The organism is Janibacter zhangyanbonis, assembly GCF_050507325.1.
In the GTDB taxonomy this organism is placed as follows: domain Bacteria; phylum Actinomycetota; class Actinomycetes; order Actinomycetales; family Dermatophilaceae; genus Janibacter.
On the sequence record NZ_CP191481.1, the window covers coordinates 506805 to 523168 of the forward strand.

Here is a 16364-nt window from a genome sequence, read left to right on the forward strand (position 1 = left end):
AGCGGCGGTCAAGCCCCGGGTAGTGGTGTAGCGCCTGCGTGTTCCTTCTGGTGGTTCAGGCGGTCAATGCGGGCAGGTTGTCGCCTCCGATCTCGGGGTCGAGGGCGGGCACGATGTTGACGCGGCATCTGGCGAGGACGTCGAGGCCGAGGTAGCGCCGTCCTTCGGCCCATTCGTCGGTTTGTTCGGCCAGGACGGCTCCGACCAGGCGCACGATCGCGGCGCGGTTGGGGAAGATTCCAACGGAGTCGGTGCGGCGTCGGATTTCGCGGTTGAGGCGTTCGGCGGGGTTGTTCGACCAGATCTGGGTCCACACGTCTTTGGGGAAAGCGGTGAAGGCCAGGATGTCCGCTCGGGCGGCGTCGAGGTGTTCGTGGACGTCGGGAAGCTTGCCGTCGACGTAGTCCAGCAGCCGGTCGAACTGCGCCTGCACGGCGTCCTTGTCGGGCTGGTCGTACACCGAGTGCAACATCGCTTTCACGGCCGGCCACATCGACTTGGGTGTGACGCTCATGAGGTTCGCGCTGTAGTGGGTGCGGCAGCGTTGCCAGGCCGCGCCGGGCAGGTTCGCCGCGATGGCCTCGACCAAGCCCTTGTGGGCGTCGCTGGTCACGAGCCGGACGCCGGTCAGGCCGCGTGCAGTGAGGTCGGCGAAGAACTCGTTCCACGCCGCTCCGGTTTCCGAGGTCGCCACGCGCAGTCCGAGGACTTCGCGGTGGCCATCGCCGTTGACGCCGACCGCGACCAGCGCGACGGCGTTGATCACGCGTCCGCCCTCGCGGACCTTCATCGTGAGCGCGTCCGCGGCGACGAACGTGAACGGTCCTGCCTCGGCCAAGGGGCGGTGGCGGAACTCGTCGACGATCTGGTCGAGGTCAGCGGCCATGCGACTGACTTGGGACTTGCTCAGGGAGTCGATCCCCAAGGTCTTGACGAGCTTGTCCATGCGGCGGGTGGACACGCCGGCGAGGTAGCAGTCGCCACGACAGTGATCAACGCGGACTCCGCGCGTTTGCGGCGTTCGAGGAGCCATTCGGGGAAGTAACTGCCGGTGCGCAGCTTCGGGACGGCGACGTCGACGGTGCCGACGCGAGTGTCGAGGTCGCGGTGGCGGTAGCCGTTGCGCTGCGCCGACCGACCTGGGGTGGGCCGGCCGTACTCCGCGCCGATCACCGCATCGGCGTCCGCGGACAACAGGGCGTTGATCATGGTCTGCAGCAGCGATCGCATCATGTCCGGTGATGCTTCGGACAGGGCTTCACCCAGGAGGCCTGCAGGGTCGACAATGTGTGGTGCGGTCATCGTGATGACTCCGTTCGAGAGTGCTGTGAGACGTTCGCTCGAAGGATCACGCGGTGGCCGCGCCTATGTCCATCACGGTGATGAACTCGGCAACCGCGCTACACCACTATCGGGGACTCAACTCCAGCGGCACAACGTCGAAGGTGAGACCTGCACGGCCCGCGCCACTTCGTTGGTGGTCAACAACCGAGGCAGCGATGGCCCCTCCAGAGGTGTCGGTCTGTTCTCGCTCATGATCATTCCCCTTTCTGTACTCCATTTCGGGTCACGCGTCGTTGGGCTTTCCACAGGTCGTACTCACGGGTGCGGGCGGCGACGGCCAGGGCCATGGCTTCTTCGGTGTGGTCGCGCCAGCCGGTGCCGATGTAGGTCCAGGACCCGACGACCTGGGTGGTTTCGTCCGCGTCCTCGGCGAGCAGGCGTGCTTCGAGGTCGCAGGTGTCGATCGGAGCGCCGGTGCGGCGCGACTCCGCGGCGAGTTCTTGCCAGCGGGACCTCGCCCGACGAAGGGCGCCCAGCGTGATGGAGTATCGGCGGGACTTGGTGCCGAAGTGACCGCGAAAGCCCAAGCAGCGCACCCACTTACCCATTCGTTGGTAGTCGTGGTCGACATCGTGGAAGGTCGCGGCCCGCCCAGCCATCTCGCAGCATTCCCGTTTGAAGGCGAGGAGGTGGGGACGTCCTTGGCCGTGACCGTGCAAGCTTCCGGAGTCCTTGGTGGAGTACTTCGCGAGGTACCCGGCGACCTGGTCGGGGGTCAGTGGGCCGGTCGGGTCATCAGTGCGAGACCCTCCGCGGACGGTGCGGGCGTCGACTTGGGCGCCGAAGGCCAGCACGCGTGGGGTGTCTTCGTGGTCGACCGGGTCGGCCAGGACGGTCACGCTCGGGACGACCTTGCGCACGAGCGCAGCGAGATCGGCGCCATCCACGGAGGCGGGCGCGGGTGAACCGATCCCACCGTCTGCGGGGCCGTCGAGGCGGATCAGGGCGTGGAAGTGCACCAGTCCGCGGGTCTGGTACTCGGCGACCTTGGCGTACTGGATCGACGCATGTCGGCTCAGGCGTGAGTCTGGGACGCCCAGGCGGTGGGCGATGCCGCGACGTAGGGCGATGGTGAAGCGTCGCCACAGCTCGGGGGCGTGCCATTGCCACATCACCGCGGAGGCTGTGTCGTGGCACTCGAAGCACAGCGGGGACCCGTTGATCTGGTCGTCTGCGTCGTGGACGCGGTTGCACCAGGTGGGCCGGCCGTGGGGGCAGCGGGTGCGGTCATCTCGTCGTCGTGGCCGGCAGGGACGGCCGCGACGGTGCCCGTGGACGTGCCCGAAGGAGGGCGCGGTGAGGGTGACGAACAGCAGCGGGTTGTCGCGGACCTGCTCGGGCACGGTCTTGCCACCGCTGACGCCGGCATGGATCAACGCGTAGGTGTCGCGGGCGTAGACGCGCGAGCAGGACGGGCAGACGGAGGCGCGGCGGTTGCCGCATGGGCGGTGCAGGGTCCCGAACGGCAGCTCGCGGGTGTCGAAGGTGGAGATGACCTGACCGGTGGTGGTGTCGACGGTGGTCGAGGACCCGACCAGGCGGATGGGGTGGGCGCAGTTGCCGGTGGCGGCCAGTGCGTCGAAGAAGGCATCCATGGTGCCGTCGCGCATGCGGGAGGCGATCAGCTGCGCGGTCGCGGGGCGGGTCAGAGCCGGTAGGTCGAGTGGGGTGTCTTCGCCGTAGCCGGGGAACCGGTCTGGGCCCACGTCGGGGGAGGGCGACGCGCTGGTGGTGTGCACGGTCCCTCCCGGACGAAGGGTGTGCCGCGTGAACGGTGGTGCTGGCCTTGGGGTTCACGCGACACACCCAGACTGTGGGGGAGCGCGGCAAAGAAGTGAGGGGTCCGGACGTCGCAAGGCCGCTCAACGCCGGTCGCACCGCCGCATAGAGGGGGTGCAAGGCGCGGATCCAGTCAAGTGGTTGTAACGGCCATCTGTGATGCGAGCGCACTGGGCCCGAGGTGGGGAGCCGACCCCCAGGGACTTGTCCCGTTCAATGTGTGTGTTGATCCGCACCCACTACCTTGCCGCACCCGAGGGGCCCGCGCATCTTTCGCCGGAGGTCCCTGTGGATGACCTGACGCTCGCGCGCCGGTCTGGACCATCCAAACGAAAGAGTGGGGTACCTCTGGGTCTACTCCTGTCAGCCGGCCCGTGGCGGAGTCACGATGCCGGCTGAAAGGCCTCAGCCCTTCTCTCGTTCCTCGAGCGAACGCGCCAACTTCGCCCGGTTGATGGACCCAGCGACCATCACTGCGCCTAGGGCGAGAAGAACCACCGTCATCACGGGCCGAAACCATGACGCATCGTGAGCGAGCGTGCTCAAGGTGCAGGACAGGAGAATCAGCAGCACCACCATCCCGGACAGGAGAAGGGCGCGGCGTCGCTCGGCTGCTGTCGGCTCAGGTGGGTCGAAGGGGGAACCCATCACTTTTCTCGTTGAGTCCAGCGAAACCAGCTGAAGAACGCCACGATCAAAGTCACGATGAGTCCGGTCCCGAACAAGAACGACGCCCAGGTCGCTGCGTCACCTTCGAGCCAGAGGCCGGTCAATGGCCCGGCGATGAGACACACGATGCTGGCAATCGACCAGCGCACGTACGGCGGCATGCTCGCCACTAAAGCACATCCAGGACTGTGTCCCGGGTAGGTGGCCACGCGGACCCTGCCGACGTGCTTGCTTGGCTGCAGGGCGGGGCGGAGGACCCATGGGGAGGGGTCTACGCGGACAGCAATGAGAAGGAGGCGTTGACGGGTCTGCGGCGTGGGCTCACGCGGGAAGGGTCAGCATAGGTACGCCCTCAAATTCAGCCTGCGCTACTTTCGCCGCGTTCCTTGACGAAACCCTGATTTTTCACAGACTATTGGGCCATTCAGCTGATCCGTGCCGCCGTCCCTATGCCTGCGACCTGGGGTCCGGCGCTTGATCCACCGCCCGTGTCAAGGAGGTGTAGTGAACTTGCTCAGTTTGTGGTTCCAGCACCCCAGCGGCGACTTGTGCTGGCGTCGGGTTCTCACAGTGGCCCTCAATGTCTCGATGTTGGCTTGGGTGGGAAGTGCTATCGCCGGCTTAATTGATGGCGCTTCATACTGGTTCGTGTGGTGGGCGATTGCCGGCCTCAGTGTCGTAGCTGGGGGGTGTCCTCACCACTCGCAAGTTTCCGCTGAGTCGAAGGATCTTTGCGCCGGCGAGCGCTGACTCAGGAGCACCTCAGGACGTCACCAATGGTGGAAGCGATGCTTTCAAACAAATGACTGCGGCCAGCGGTAGGGCGATTGCGTAGGCGAGTCGTGGCTGGCGACTAATCGCCGCGAACCTCGACCGGGCACGGTTGACTTCTCTCTTGGCTGTGACTGGAATCTGGCTCTTCACCGATGAGTGTGGGGTCGTAGGTTGAGGCCGCCGCCGATGAGGAGCATGCGGAGGCGGTAGTTGTCGCGGTTGCGAAAGCCGCGGGCTACGCGGCGGTGGAGCTCAATGAGGCCGTTGATGGCTTCGGTGCCGCCGTTGTTGGCGCCGTTGGTGTCGAAGTAGCCGAGGAACTCGCGGCGCCAGGTGTTCAGGGTCTTGCCCAGGCGGGCGACCTCGGGGATCGGGCATGAGGCGAAGGTGTCGAGGATCTTCTCGGCGACCGCTCGCCCGGCAGCATGAGTGGCCTGGTGGTAGGCGGAGCGGACCTGCTGGGCGCACACCCAGGCGACCTCGACCTCGAGGTGGCGTTCGTCGGCAGCCCACGCCGCCTCGAGCCGGGCGCGTTGTCGCTCGGTGAGGTTCTCGGCGCCGGCGCGCAGGATGTTGCGGATCCGGTACAGCGGGTCGTTCTTGCGGCCTCGGTGGCCGTGGATCTGCTGCTGGACACGTCGGACGGACGTCGACGACGTCGTCGACGACGGCGGTGGCGAGCTTGACGACGTGGAAGGCGTCCAGGACCGAGCGGGCGTCCTCGAGCTGGTCGTCGATCGCGTTCTTGTACCCGTGGAACGGGTCCAGCGTGGCCACCTCGACCCGGGCTCGGAAGGCCTGGCCGCGCTGGTCGAGCCAGTCCTTGTACACGGCGCCGGAGCGACCCGGGACGAGGTCGAGCAGCCGGGCCCTGGTGCGCCCGCCCGCATCACGGGTCAGGTCGACCATCCCGGTCAGCTCCTTCGGGCCGCGTCCGCCGTCCTCGATCGGCTTGGTCGAGACGTGATGCCACACATGTTCATCGACCCCGAGGATCGCGACCCCCTCGAAGCGCGACACGTCGTCGGCTGCGGCCTGCAGCAGCGGCCGGATCGACTCCCACACGGTCCGCCACCCTGTCCCGAGCTGGCGCCGTACCCCGTTGACGCTGGCGTGCTCGCGGCGGATCTGCTCGATCGCCCACCGGCACGCCCGGGCCGTCAACAACCCGCGAGGCGTCGCGCGTCGCGACAGCGTCGTCCTGCTCCACGAACGAGCCGACCCCGCACGCGGGCTCCAGGCACAGCCAGCGGCGCTTGCGCCAGATGATCCGCACCGGCCGGCCAAACGCCGGCGCGTCGACCAGGCGCACCTCCACCCGTCCGTGGCCGCGGGCGATGACCCCGCAGGAGCGGCATCCCATCGGCTCCGGAGCCGACTCCACCGTCACGACCAACCGGTCGTCACCGTGCTGCTCGACAGCGATCACATGCAGCCCGGGTAGTCCGACGAGCACGTCGCAACGGTCGCAGTAGCCGCCGCGCACACGGCAGCACAACGTAGGCTCGGGCATCGTCGAGGTCCTTGCGATCAGGAGAGGTAAGAGTCCTCTGATCTTCGAGGGCCTCGACCCTTTCCACCCTTACCCCACGCCCCGGCGCGTCGCGCTCACCCCACACTCATCGGTGAAGAGCCTGGAATCTGGAGCTATCCGCAGGGGGTCAAACGCCGGTCACGGCGACATGTATGGTTCGCGCATGACGCAGGAGAGCGGGCACGCCGAGCAGGACCAGACGTCGGAATCGGCGGAGGTCGACGGGGAATTGGCGGTCGTACCGGCACCTCGGCCTGAACCGGGTCCGGCGATGCCCATCTACCCAAACATGATGTACGGCCCGCGGGAGCACCCGCAGGCCATCGCGGTGCTTGTCCTCGGGATCATCGGGGTGACTGTCGTCCCCTTCATCGCACCTGTGGCGTGGGTTATGGGCGGCTGGGTCCTTCGTCAGATTGATGCCAATCCTGGCGCCTACAGCCGTCGAGATTTTGTCGTCGTGGGCAGAATCCTCGGCATGGTGGGGACCTTGCTCATCAGCCTCATTGTGCTGCTCATCCTTTACTTCGTGCTGATCGACCCCCCGCCTGGCGCTTGAGCGAGACCAGGCGCAACGTCGCTCCCTCACACGTCTGGACGTACCGAGCTGGGCATCAGCCGAAATGGAGGGTGGCAGACCGCCCGATGGCAAAGGTGTGAGGACTTTCTCTACTGACTCAAGGCGGGCCTTCGGCCCGCGGCCGTCGCCTACGGCCGCTCCGGTGGGGACCCCCGCGCTCCGGGCTCGTTCCTCGCCCTCCGCGCACCCCCACCTGCGCGCCCTTCGTCGCCGACCGAGCACAAGGAAGGGCACCCGATGATCACCTCACCGAGTGCCCTCACCCTGCGAACCGCCGACCCGGCGCTACACCATCCGGCCTCCACGGGCGCGGCTCAAGCGGCCAGCGTTTGCACCATCCGGGACGCGCTCCGCGCCTGCGATCCACACCTGATCGCAACTCTCGGCCGCTTGCCCCGCACCCGCTCCGACCGGCTCTGCTCCGCTATCAGGTCGCCGGCTCTTCGTGCCCCCCAGGTGCCCCCCGGCGCCGCGAAGCAGGGTGTGGATGGCACGTATGCACTTCCCCCGGTGCGGTAACCCCGGGGCGTCTCGGCGGCAGCACGCCTTCGCAATGAGAAGGTCAGGGGTTCGAATCCCCTCAGCTCCACCAGCAAGGCCCCCGGCGGATCGCCGGGGGCCTTCGTCGTTCTGGGGTGCTTCGCCATGGGGTCCCCCCCCCCTGGCGGCGTCCCCCAACTCTGCAAAACCCTAGGGTCCTGCAGAGTTGCGGCTCCCCCTTCGCCAGTAGCGTCGGTCCATGGCACCCACGCCCGGCCTCGTCACCTACTCGATGAACATCTCGCTCGACGGCTACATCGTCGGGCCGGACGGCGGCTTCGACTGGTCGGAGCCGGACGAAGAGGTCTTCGCCGCCCACACCGACGAGCTGCGGGGGGTCGGCGTGCACCTGCTCGGCCGCCGGCTGCACGAGACGATGTCCTACTGGGAGACCGCCGACCAGGAGCCCGAGTCCGACTACTCCACGGTCGAGTGGGCGCGGATGTGGCGGGCGGTGCCCAAGGTCGTCTTCTCCCGCACGCTCACCGAGGTGACCGGCACCAACACCCGGCTGGCGACCCGCAGCCTTGCCGAGGAGATCGCGGCCCTGCGTGCCGAGTCCGACGAAGGGGAGATCGCTCTCGGTGGCGCAGAGCTCGCCGCGGCGGCCGCGGCCGCCGACCTCGTCGACGAGTACCGGCCCTTCGTCCTGCCGGTCGTCGTCGGGGGTGGGCGGCCCTACTGGCCCGAGGGGTTGGACCGGATCGACCTCGACCACGTGGGCAGCCGCACCTTCGGCAACGGCGTCGTCGCTTCGCGGTACCGCGTGCGGCGGTGACTCGACTCAGCCCGCGGTGAGGTCGGCGAGCGCCACGTCGGCGTCGGCCAGGTGCTCCGGATCGACCTGCCTGCCGATGAGCGCCCGCAGGTCGTCGTTGACGTCCCAGACGTTGACGTTCATCGCGGCCGTGACCACGCCGTCGCGCACCCAGAAGGCGATGAACTCGCCGCTGCTTCGGTCGCCACGGATGACGACCTCGTCGTCCGGGCCGCCGTGCCCGACGTACTCCATGCCGAGGTCGTACTGGTCGGTGAAGAAGTAGGGCACCCAGTCGTAGCCGGCGTCCTCACCCAAGAGAACCCGCCCCGCGAGCTTGCCCTGGCGGATCGCGTTGTCCCAGTGCTCGACTCGCAGCCGCTCACCGGTGACCGAGTTCCGCGCGCTGGCGACGTCGCCGACCGCGAGCACGTGCGGGTCGCTGGAGCGCAGGTGCTCGTCGACGAGCACGCCGTCGTCGACCTCGAGCCCGGCCGCCTCGGCGAGCTGCGTGTTGGGGCTGGCCCCGACACCGATGACGACGAGGTCTGCCGGGTGGAGGGTGCCGCCGGCGCGGACCCCGGTGACGTGACCGTCGCTCCCTTCGATCGACTCGACGAGCACGCCGGTGACGAGGGTGACGCCGTGGTCCTCGTGGAGCTGCCGGAAGTGCGCCCCCAGGGTCGGGCCCATCGCCGCCCGCAGCGGGACGTCGGCGTACTCGAGGACCGTGACCTCCAGGTCAGCCTGGCGGGCCGCGGCCGCCGCCTCGAGACCGATCCAGCCCGCGCCGACGACGACGAGCTGCTGCGCGGCGGCGAAGGCCTCGCGCAGGGCCGCGCTGTCGGCCATCGTGCGCAGCACGTGGACCCCGTCGAGGTCGACCCCGTCGATCGTCAGCCGGCGGGCCGAGGCGCCGGTTGCCAGCACGAGGTCCGTGTAGTCGAGGGTGACCCCGGAGGCCAGCGTGACGCGGCGCTGCTCGCGGTCGATCGCCCTCGCCGGGTCGTCGAGGTGGAGGGTGATGTCGTGCTGCGCGTACCAGTCGGCGTCGTGGACGAAGGCGCTGCTCGCGGGCTTGGCGCCGGTGAGCACCTCCTTCGACAGCGGCGGGCGCTCGTAGGGCAGCTCGCCCTCGTCGCCGACCACGGTGAGGGGGCTGGCGTAACCCCCGTCGCGCAGCGTGCCGACGACGTGCGCCGCAGCCAAGCCGGCCCCGACGACGACGATGTTGCGTTCGGTGGTGGTCGGGTCCCCAGGCGTGGCGTCCGTGGTCATGGCAGGTGTCCTTTCGCTCGCACTCCCACTGTGGCACCGCGCGGGCGCGAGCACGAGGGCCCGGCCACCCCGTCGCGGGGTGACCGGGCCGCACCGTGACCCGGTCAGGCCCTGCGGCGCCCGATCAGCGCGAGGCCCGCGCCCACGAGCGCGACGACGAGCGCCAGCCCGCCGAGCGTGCGGGCGAGGGTGTCGGAGGATGCGGGCTCGCCCCCTGCGGGCTCGCCCCCTTCGCCCTCGCTCCCTTCGTCCTGGGTGGTGGCGTGGTGGCCACCCTCCTCGGCGGCTGTGACCTCGAAGCTCGGGGCCGGGTGCTCCGGCTCCTCGCCGCCCTCCTCGGCGACGTCCGACCAGTCGGCGACCTCGCCGTCGGAGTAGGTCTGCTTCGCCGGCAGCACGAGCTCGCCGGGGGTGGGGAGCGGGCCGGCGCTGATCGCGAACTCCGCGTACTCGCCGGGCGCGATGCCGGCCGCGTCGGAGTCGGCGGTCCACGTGACCGTCCGCGGCGCCTCGCTGAGCGTGAGGTCGTTGGCGGTGACCTTCTCGGGGAGCTTCGCCGTCGTCACCTTCGCCGTCCATCCCGGGACCGGGCGGACGGAGACGGTCGCGAGCGGCCGGTCCTGGGGGAGCGTGACGACGAGCTTGGTCGTCGACGCGGTGTCCGACTCGTTGGGCACGCGGAAGGTCAGCGCCGCGTAACCGCCGGACGCCGTGGCGTCAGGGATGACGCGCACGTGGGCGGAGGCGGGCAGAGCCGTCGCGGCCGTGGCGGCGAGGGCGAGAGTCAGGGCTGCGCCGGAGCGCAGGATGGTGCGGTTCATGAGGTTGTCCTTCGGTGAGGTGTGCGGGGCCCGCCCGCGCCCTCACGGCGAGGGGCGGGTCAGGCAGGAGTGGGAGCGGGCGGCGCCGGCGGGCCGCGTCGCCCCACCCCACCGAGGACGAAGGGGGTCCGCCGCGGCTGGTCCGCGACGGCCGGGGTTGCACACGGCGCGGGGATGACGACCCGCCGCACCGTCTCCGGCAGGACCGGTCGCAGCAGGCCGGCGAGGAACCAGACCGCCTCCTCACCACGGGCGAGGACGAGGGCCAGCAGCAGTGCGGCGACGGTGTGCGCGAGGAGCATGGCCGGGCTGGTATGGGACATCTCGGTGCCGCCCGCGCACCCGAGGACCATCTCGTGGTGACCACCGCCGACCGCGCACGTCGGGTCGGGGTGCCCCGCGGAGAGCAGGGTGTGCAGGACCACCTGGGACCCGCCGAGCGTGACGGCCATCGCCGCGCGGCCGAGCCGCCACTGCGTGAGGACGAGACCGCTCCACAGCAGCAGCCCGACGATGAGCACCATCCCTCCGGCCGAAGGGAGTCCGCCGCCGGCGGCGAGGTGGGCGCCGGTGGACAGCCCGCCGGCCGCGAGCGTCCAGGCGAGGGTGCGCGCCACTCGCAGCACACCCCGGCTCGGTTCGGTCACGAGGTCACTCCGCCGCCGGAGGTCCGCTGATCATCTTGCCGTCGGTGTCGAGCGGCCACGGGTTGGCCGTGCAGTCGTCGAGACCGAGCGTCTGCTGGAGCATGACCGGCGCGCGCCACCCCGGGGCGGGGCAGCGCTCGTGCCCCAGCCCCAGCCCGTGCCCGACCTCGTGGTTGACGAGATAGGTCCGATAGGCGTCGATGTCGTCGACGTGCGGCACCCCGAGGAACCACCGGTCGAGGTTGAGCATGATGAACTCGCCTGCGCGACAAGAGGTGTAGCCATCGGTCGCGGCGCCGGCGGCACCGCACTGCTTGTCGACGGTCGCGGGCGTCGCCAGGCGGATCGTCAACTGCGCCGGCTCGTCGACGACCCGGCGGAAGCGCCACTGCCCGCCGCCGGTCCACCCGCGCGGGTGCGACAGCGCGCGGTCGATGACCCGGCCGAGGTCGCCGCTCGTCACCCGGGCGCCCTGCTCGACCTCGACGCGGTAGGTGACGAGCTGGCCGGACTCGCCGCGCACGCCGGTGCCGGCGGTCAGCCGCGTGTAGCGGCCCGTTGACCAGTACTCCGGCGCGGTGGGCGAAGGGGAGGTCTGCGGGCTCGTCGTGGCGGAGCCGGTGCCGGCGGCCTCGTCCCGGTCGGTCCCGGAGGAGCTCGTCACCGCCCCGCCCGCACCGGGAGCATCCCGGGTGGGGGCGCCCTCTGCGGTCGTCAGGCCCACGGCGACCGCGAGCACGACGAGCAGCACGAGGGCGGTCGCGGCGAGCTGTCGGCGCCGCGCCTGCACAGTGCTCGCCGGAGCCAGGGACCGAAGGGGGGACACCCCCACAGGATAGGCGCGGCCCGCGCTCAGCCGGCGTGGTCGAGCAGCCAGTCCCGCAGCCGCAGCGTCGAGAGGCAGTCGTACTCGTTGTACTGCCGCAGGTCCTCGAGCCGGGCCGCCGCCTCGAGCTCGTCGCCCGCGGCCACCGCCTCGCGGTAGCGCTGGTACTCGATGATCGAGTCGCCGCCGGCCGTCACGCCGTCGGCGTCGCGCAGCTCGTCACCCATGTAGAGCGGCTCGAGCGCCTTGATCGAGTAGGAGCGGCTGCCGACCCGCACGGCCGACTTGACCACGGCGTAGAGGTCGACGAAGACGTCGCCCTCGAGCAGCTGCGCGACCTCCGCCTCGTAGACGCCGTGCCGGGCGGCCAGGCGGGTCAGGGCGGAGCGCTCGTAGCCGGAGTAGTGGAAGACGTGCAGGCCGGGCCACCGCTGCAGCCGCTCGCGCAGCCAGTCGACGAAGCCGACGAGCGCGGCCCGCTCCTGCTCACGGTCGTGGGCCCAGAAGGGCACGAAGTCGCCGCTCGCCGTGAGCGACCCGAAGAGGTACTCCAGACCTGTGTCGGTCGCGGTCGCGCCCCGCCACATCGGGTCGCCCTCGAAGTCGAAGAAGACATCGCCCTCGCTCGGCGCCGGCAGCTGGGCGAGCAGCTCGGGGGCGAAGACCTCATAGGGCAACGGCTCCTGCGGCGTCGGCTCGATGAGCTGCAGCCCGGCCTGGCTGCGCAGCACGGCCAGCTGCTCGTCGTCGAGCCCCTCGACCGGTCGGGTCCGCTCGGCAAGTGCCGTGAGCGTCGTGACCCCGGCGTCGACGAGCCGTGCCCGGGTCGTCGCGCGCACCCCGGCGGCGAGCCCGACGTCCTCGCGCACGGCGAGCTCGGCGCGGCAGGCGTCGCAGAAGAGGCACGCCTTCCACCGCGGGTCCTCCCACACGACCGGCCCGCTCTCGGCGGCGTGCGCGTCGATGACCTCGAGGATGCGGGAGCGCACCTCGTGCAGCTCCTCGGCGAGTTCCTCGCGCGGGGTGTCGATGTGCGTCCCGTCGCCGAGGATCAGCCGGACGAAGGGGGCCAGCGGCACCCCGGCGGACTCGAGCGCCTCGGCGTAGGCGGCCACCTGCAGCTGGGCGTGCCGGTGCGCCTTGCGGGCGAGCTTGGTCTCCGCGGCGACCCAGCCCCCTTCGTCACGCAGCAGGTGGTCGGCCCGGCCACGGAAGCGCCCGCCGGCGACCGGGACCTGGTGGACCAGCCGCACAGCAGGGTCCTGCAGCACGCGCAGGACCTCGGTGGCGGACATGCGACCGGCGTCGACGACTCCGTCGCCGATCGTCGCGGTCAGCTCGTCGGTGACCTCCTGCTCGTAGTCGCGCCCGAGGTCGCCGAAGCGCTCGCGGATCGGGTCGACCTCGGCGGGAACCGCCTCACGACGACCGAGCCGCACGTCGAGCTCGACGAGCAGGCCGAACTCGCACTCGCGGCCGCGACGCAGGTCGCCCGCGGTGATGACCGCGGGCTGCGGCCGGCCGTCGAGGAGGGGGAGGTCCATGGCCTCGAGGGTACGAGCCCGCACCCACAACGTTCCCTGAGGTGCGACGGAGGAGCCTCGAAGGGTCAGACCCAGCTCGGGAACCACATGCGCCAGCGCCAGTGGTCGTAGGGGATGACCTGGGCGGTCCAGATCGGCCAGAAGAAGGCGAAGTTGGCCAGGACGAGGAGCAGGTAGGCGCCGACGACGAGGTGCCCGATGCGTCGGCGGCGGGCCGTCGCGCCCGGCGGGCCGAGCGCGAGACCGAGCATGAAGACGACCGCGAGGATCACCCAGGGCTCGAAGGCGATCGTGTAGAAGGTGAAGATCGTGCGGTGCTGCAGGAAGAACCACGGCAGCCACCCGCCGACGAAGCCCGCGAGGATCGCGCCGGCCCGCCAGTCGCGGCGGAAGGCCCAGTGCCACAGCAGGAAGAACAGGGCGGCGGTCGCGAGCCACCAGATCGAGACCGAGCCGAGCGAGGTGATCGCCTTGGAGCACTTGTCGACCTCGCAGCCGGTCATGCCGGCGGACTTCGTCTCGTAGAAGAAGGAGGTCGGCCGCGACTGGATCATCCACGACCAGGGGTTGGACATGTAGGTGTGCGGCGAGGTCAGGTGGTCGTGGAAGTCGAGGACCTGCACGTGGTACTGCCACAGCGAGCGAAGGGCGGGCGGCAGCCACTGCACGCCCTCGCCGGGGTGGTCCACGGCCCACGTGCGGTTGTAGCCCGTCTTCGTGACGAACCAGCCGGTCCACGAGGCGAGGTAGGTCGCGAGCACGACGACCGTCATCGAGATGCCGGCCCACACGCCGTCCTTGCCGATGCCGGCGACGGCCCAGTGACGGGCGCCGGCGGCGCGGCGGGCACCCATGTCCCAGAAGACGGTCATCAGGCCGAAGGCCGCGAAGAAGTAGAGCCCGGACCACTTCGTGCCGCAGGCCAGGCCGAGGGAGAGGGCGGCGAGGAGCCGCCAGGGGCGCCACCACAGCATCGGGCCGGTGCCGAAGGAGGTGCTCGGCAGCGCGGCGACCCGGTCGGCCAGGCGGGCGCGCGACCAGTCGCGGTCGACGAGCAGCGCGCCGAAGGCCGCGAGCGCGAAGAACATGAGGATCAGGTCGAGCAGGCCGGTGCGCGAGTGGACGAAGTGGTGCCCCTCGAAGGCCATGAGGAAGGCCGCGATGGTGCCGAGCCAGCTCGAGCCGAAGAGGCGACGGGCGATCCGGCCCACCATGAGGATCGAGATCGTGCCGAGGAGCGCGACGGAGAAGCGCCAGCCGAAGCTCGACGTCGAGCCGAAGACCCACTCGCCGAAGGCGATGATCCACTTGCCGACCGGCGGGTGGACGACCATGTCGCCCTCGGTGGACTTGAAGACGTCGAGGTTGCCGGCGGTGAAGAGCGGGTCGACCTTCTCCCCTTCGCCCTTCCACCGCATCTCGACGCCGTACTCGAGCATCGAGACGCCCTGCTTGACGTAGTACGTCTCGTCGAAGACCAGCTGGTGGGGGCGGCCGAGGGACCAGAAGCGCAGCACGCCACCGATCGCGGCGAAGAGGAACGGACCGAGCCAGCCCCACAGCACGTCGCTGGGGCGGAAGCCGAGCAGACGCGCGCGCAGCTGCTCCCCCCGGTCCATGGCCGCCATCGTAGGCGAGGATGGACGCATGCCACTCGTCCTCGCCGCCACGCCCATCGGAGACCCGCGCGACGCCAGCCCCCGGCTGCGAGAGGAGCTCGAGGGGGCCGACGTCCTCGCCGCCGAGGACACCCGTCGGCTGCGCCGTCTCGCCGGCGAGATCGGGGTGACGCTGCCCGAGCGGGTCGTCAGCTATCACGAGCACAACGAGGCGACGAAGACCGCCGAGCTGCTCGAGGCGGTCGTCGCGGGGGAGCGGGTCGTGCTCGTCACCGACGCCGGCATGCCCTCGGTCTCCGACCCCGGCTACCGCTTCGTGCGGGCGTGCATCGACGCCGACGAGGTCGTCACCTGCGTGCCCGGGCCGAGCGCCGTGCTCATGGCCCTGGCCGTCTCGGGGCTGCCGGTCGACCGCTTCACCTTCGAGGGATTCCTCCCGCGCAAGGGCGGCGAGCGTCGCCGGCTGCTCACCGAGGTCGCGCAGGAGCGGCGCACCATGGTCTTCTTCGAGGCGCCGCACCGCATCGCCGCCACCCTCGAGGCGATGGCCGAGATCCTCGGCCCCGACCGGCCTGCGGCGGTGTGCCGCGAGCTGACGAAGACCTACGAGGAGGTCCGCCGGGGTGGCCTGGCAGAGCTGGCCCAGTGGGCGGCCGAGGGGGTCAAGGGCGAGATCACGATCGTCGTCGGCGGCGCCGAGCGCACGACGATCTCCATGGAGGACGCGGTCGCCGAGGTGCTCGCCCGCAAGGACCGCGGCGCCCGGCTCAAGGACGTCTGCGCGGCCGTCGCCACGTCGACGGGCCACTCCAAGAAGGCGCTCTACGACGCCGTCGTCGACCACCGCAGGGAGCACTCAGACTGAGGTGGGACAATCCCGGCCATGACCGAGCCGATGCCCGACTCCGGCACCGACCTGCCCATCGACGAGGAGTCCTCCGCCCAGGCCCGCGGAGCCACGACCGAGGCCGCCGAAGGCGCCCGTGAGGCCCACGCGGAGCACGGGACCCGTCCCGGCAGCGAGCGCACCGTCGTCCACCTCCTGCGCCACGGCGAGGTCGACAACCCGCACAAGATCCTTTACGGCCGCCTGCCCGACTACCACCTCTCGCCCCTGGGCCGAGAGATGGCCGAGGTCGTCGGCGAGCACCTCGCCGACGCCGACCTGGCGCTCGTCGTCCACAGCCCGCTCGAGCGCACCGCCGAGACGGCCGCCCCGACGCTCGCCCGGCACGGCCTGACCGCCGTCGTCGACCCCCGGGTCATCGAGGCGGGCAACAAGTTCGAGGGCCGCCGATTCCGCAAGCGGCTGCTGCTCGACCCGCGCCGCTGGTGGTGGGTGCGCGACCCCACGAAGCCGACCTGGGGCGAGCACTACCGCGCCATCGGCAAGCGGATGATGGCCGCGATCGAGGACGCCCGCGACCACGCTCGCGGCCAAGAGGCGCTCGTCGTCAGCCACCAGCTGCCGATCTGGACCATCCGCAGCGTGCTCGAGCAGCGGCCGCTGTGGCACGACCCGCGGCGCCGGGAGTGCAACCTCGCCTCCCTGACCTCGGTCACCTTCGTCGGCGACGAGGTCGTCGACGTCACCTACAGCGAGCCGGCGGCGCACCTCTACGCGCACGCGGCCAAGACTCCTGGAGCCTGAC

At 70.4% G+C, this 16364-nt stretch carries 12 protein-coding genes and 2 pseudogenes; 4 read left to right on the forward strand and 10 right to left on the reverse strand.

The window, feature by feature from the left end:
* Window positions 1-55: 55 nt before the first annotated feature.
* The 4 genes and pseudogenes from ACQBJO_RS02520 to ACQBJO_RS02535 all read right to left on the reverse strand — a co-directional run bounded on the left by ACQBJO_RS02520 (window position 56) and on the right by ACQBJO_RS02535 (window position 6079).
* Window positions 56-1302, reverse strand: a pseudogene (locus tag ACQBJO_RS02520) (IS256 family transposase).
* Between the two features lie 236 nt (window positions 1303-1538).
* Window positions 1539-3083: a replication initiator gene (locus tag ACQBJO_RS02525; RefSeq protein ID WP_421009283.1), complete on the reverse strand. Its 1545-nt coding sequence runs from the start codon at window positions 3081-3083 to the stop codon at window positions 1539-1541.
* Window positions 3084-3770: 687 nt separating this feature from the next.
* Window positions 3771-3962: a hypothetical protein gene (locus tag ACQBJO_RS02530; RefSeq protein WP_421009282.1), complete on the reverse strand. Its 192-nt coding sequence runs from the start codon at window positions 3960-3962 to the stop codon at window positions 3771-3773.
* Between the two features lie 750 nt (window positions 3963-4712).
* Window positions 4713-6079: pseudogene (locus tag ACQBJO_RS02535) on the reverse strand (ISL3 family transposase).
* A 184-nt stretch (window positions 6080-6263) separates the two neighbouring features.
* Here ACQBJO_RS02535 and ACQBJO_RS02540 point away from each other — a divergent pair.
* Window positions 6264-6659: a DUF4190 domain-containing protein gene (locus ACQBJO_RS02540; RefSeq protein ID WP_421009290.1), complete on the forward strand. Its 396-nt coding sequence runs from the start codon at window positions 6264-6266 to the stop codon at window positions 6657-6659.
* Between the two features lie 760 nt (window positions 6660-7419).
* A complete protein-coding gene (locus ACQBJO_RS02545; protein WP_430407141.1) occupies window positions 7420-7998 on the forward strand; it encodes a dihydrofolate reductase family protein in 579 nt (192 codons plus the stop codon).
* A gap of 6 nt (window positions 7999-8004) precedes the next feature.
* Here ACQBJO_RS02545 and ACQBJO_RS02550 read toward each other — a convergent pair whose 3' ends face one another.
* The 6 genes from ACQBJO_RS02550 to ACQBJO_RS02575 form a co-directional block, all read right to left on the reverse strand.
* Window positions 8005-9255 (reverse strand): NAD(P)/FAD-dependent oxidoreductase, encoded by a 1251-nt coding sequence (locus ACQBJO_RS02550; protein ID WP_421007262.1) that lies wholly within the window; start codon window positions 9253-9255, stop codon window positions 8005-8007.
* A 104-nt stretch (window positions 9256-9359) separates the two neighbouring features.
* Window positions 9360-10076, reverse strand: coding sequence for a YcnI family protein (locus ACQBJO_RS02555; protein ID WP_421007261.1), 717 nt, complete (start codon window positions 10074-10076; stop codon window positions 9360-9362).
* A 59-nt stretch (window positions 10077-10135) separates the two neighbouring features.
* Window positions 10136-10723: a hypothetical protein gene (locus ACQBJO_RS02560; RefSeq protein ID WP_421007260.1), complete on the reverse strand. Its 588-nt coding sequence runs from the start codon at window positions 10721-10723 to the stop codon at window positions 10136-10138.
* Window positions 10724-10727: 4 nt separating this feature from the next.
* The gene (locus tag ACQBJO_RS02565) at window positions 10728-11549 is read right to left on the reverse strand and encodes a DUF3152 domain-containing protein (RefSeq protein WP_421007259.1); all 822 of its coding nucleotides are present in this window, start codon (window positions 11547-11549) and stop codon (window positions 10728-10730) included.
* A gap of 26 nt (window positions 11550-11575) precedes the next feature.
* Window positions 11576-13093 (reverse strand): TM0106 family RecB-like putative nuclease, encoded by a 1518-nt coding sequence (locus tag ACQBJO_RS02570; RefSeq protein ID WP_421007258.1) that lies wholly within the window; start codon window positions 13091-13093, stop codon window positions 11576-11578.
* A 65-nt stretch (window positions 13094-13158) separates the two neighbouring features.
* Window positions 13159-14712, reverse strand: coding sequence for a dolichyl-phosphate-mannose--protein mannosyltransferase (locus ACQBJO_RS02575; RefSeq protein ID WP_421007257.1), 1554 nt, complete (start codon window positions 14710-14712; stop codon window positions 13159-13161).
* 28 nt (window positions 14713-14740) lie between these two features.
* Between ACQBJO_RS02575 and rsmI the strand changes: the two genes are divergently transcribed.
* Together rsmI and ACQBJO_RS02585 are read left to right on the forward strand one after the other, a co-directional pair.
* A complete protein-coding gene (rsmI, locus tag ACQBJO_RS02580) occupies window positions 14741-15577 on the forward strand; it encodes a 16S rRNA (cytidine(1402)-2'-O)-methyltransferase (protein WP_421007256.1) in 837 nt (278 codons plus the stop codon).
* An 18-nt stretch (window positions 15578-15595) separates the two neighbouring features.
* A complete protein-coding gene (locus ACQBJO_RS02585; protein WP_421007255.1) occupies window positions 15596-16363 on the forward strand; it encodes a histidine phosphatase family protein in 768 nt (255 codons plus the stop codon).
* Window position 16364: the final 1 nt, after the last annotated feature.

What these genes read in the sequence shown, in the direction of transcription:
- rsmI (WP_421007256.1), top strand. Translation starts at nt 14,741, where the DNA reads ATGCCACTCGTCCTCGCCGCCACGCCCATCGGAGACCCGCGCGACGCC.
- ACQBJO_RS02555 (WP_421007261.1), bottom strand. Translation starts at nt 10,076, where the DNA reads ATGAACCGCACCATCCTGCGCTCCGGCGCAGCCCTGACTCTCGCCCTC.
- ACQBJO_RS02540 (WP_421009290.1), top strand. Translation starts at nt 6,264, where the DNA reads ATGACGCAGGAGAGCGGGCACGCCGAGCAGGACCAGACGTCGGAATCG.
- ACQBJO_RS02545 (WP_430407141.1), top strand. Translation starts at nt 7,420, where the DNA reads ATGGCACCCACGCCCGGCCTCGTCACCTACTCGATGAACATCTCGCTC.
- ACQBJO_RS02570 (WP_421007258.1), bottom strand. Translation starts at nt 13,093, where the DNA reads ATGGACCTCCCCCTCCTCGACGGCCGGCCGCAGCCCGCGGTCATCACC.
- ACQBJO_RS02575 (WP_421007257.1), bottom strand. Translation starts at nt 14,712, where the DNA reads ATGGACCGGGGGGAGCAGCTGCGCGCGCGTCTGCTCGGCTTCCGCCCC.
- ACQBJO_RS02585 (WP_421007255.1), top strand. Translation starts at nt 15,596, where the DNA reads ATGACCGAGCCGATGCCCGACTCCGGCACCGACCTGCCCATCGACGAG.
- ACQBJO_RS02550 (WP_421007262.1), bottom strand. Translation starts at nt 9,255, where the DNA reads ATGACCACGGACGCCACGCCTGGGGACCCGACCACCACCGAACGCAAC.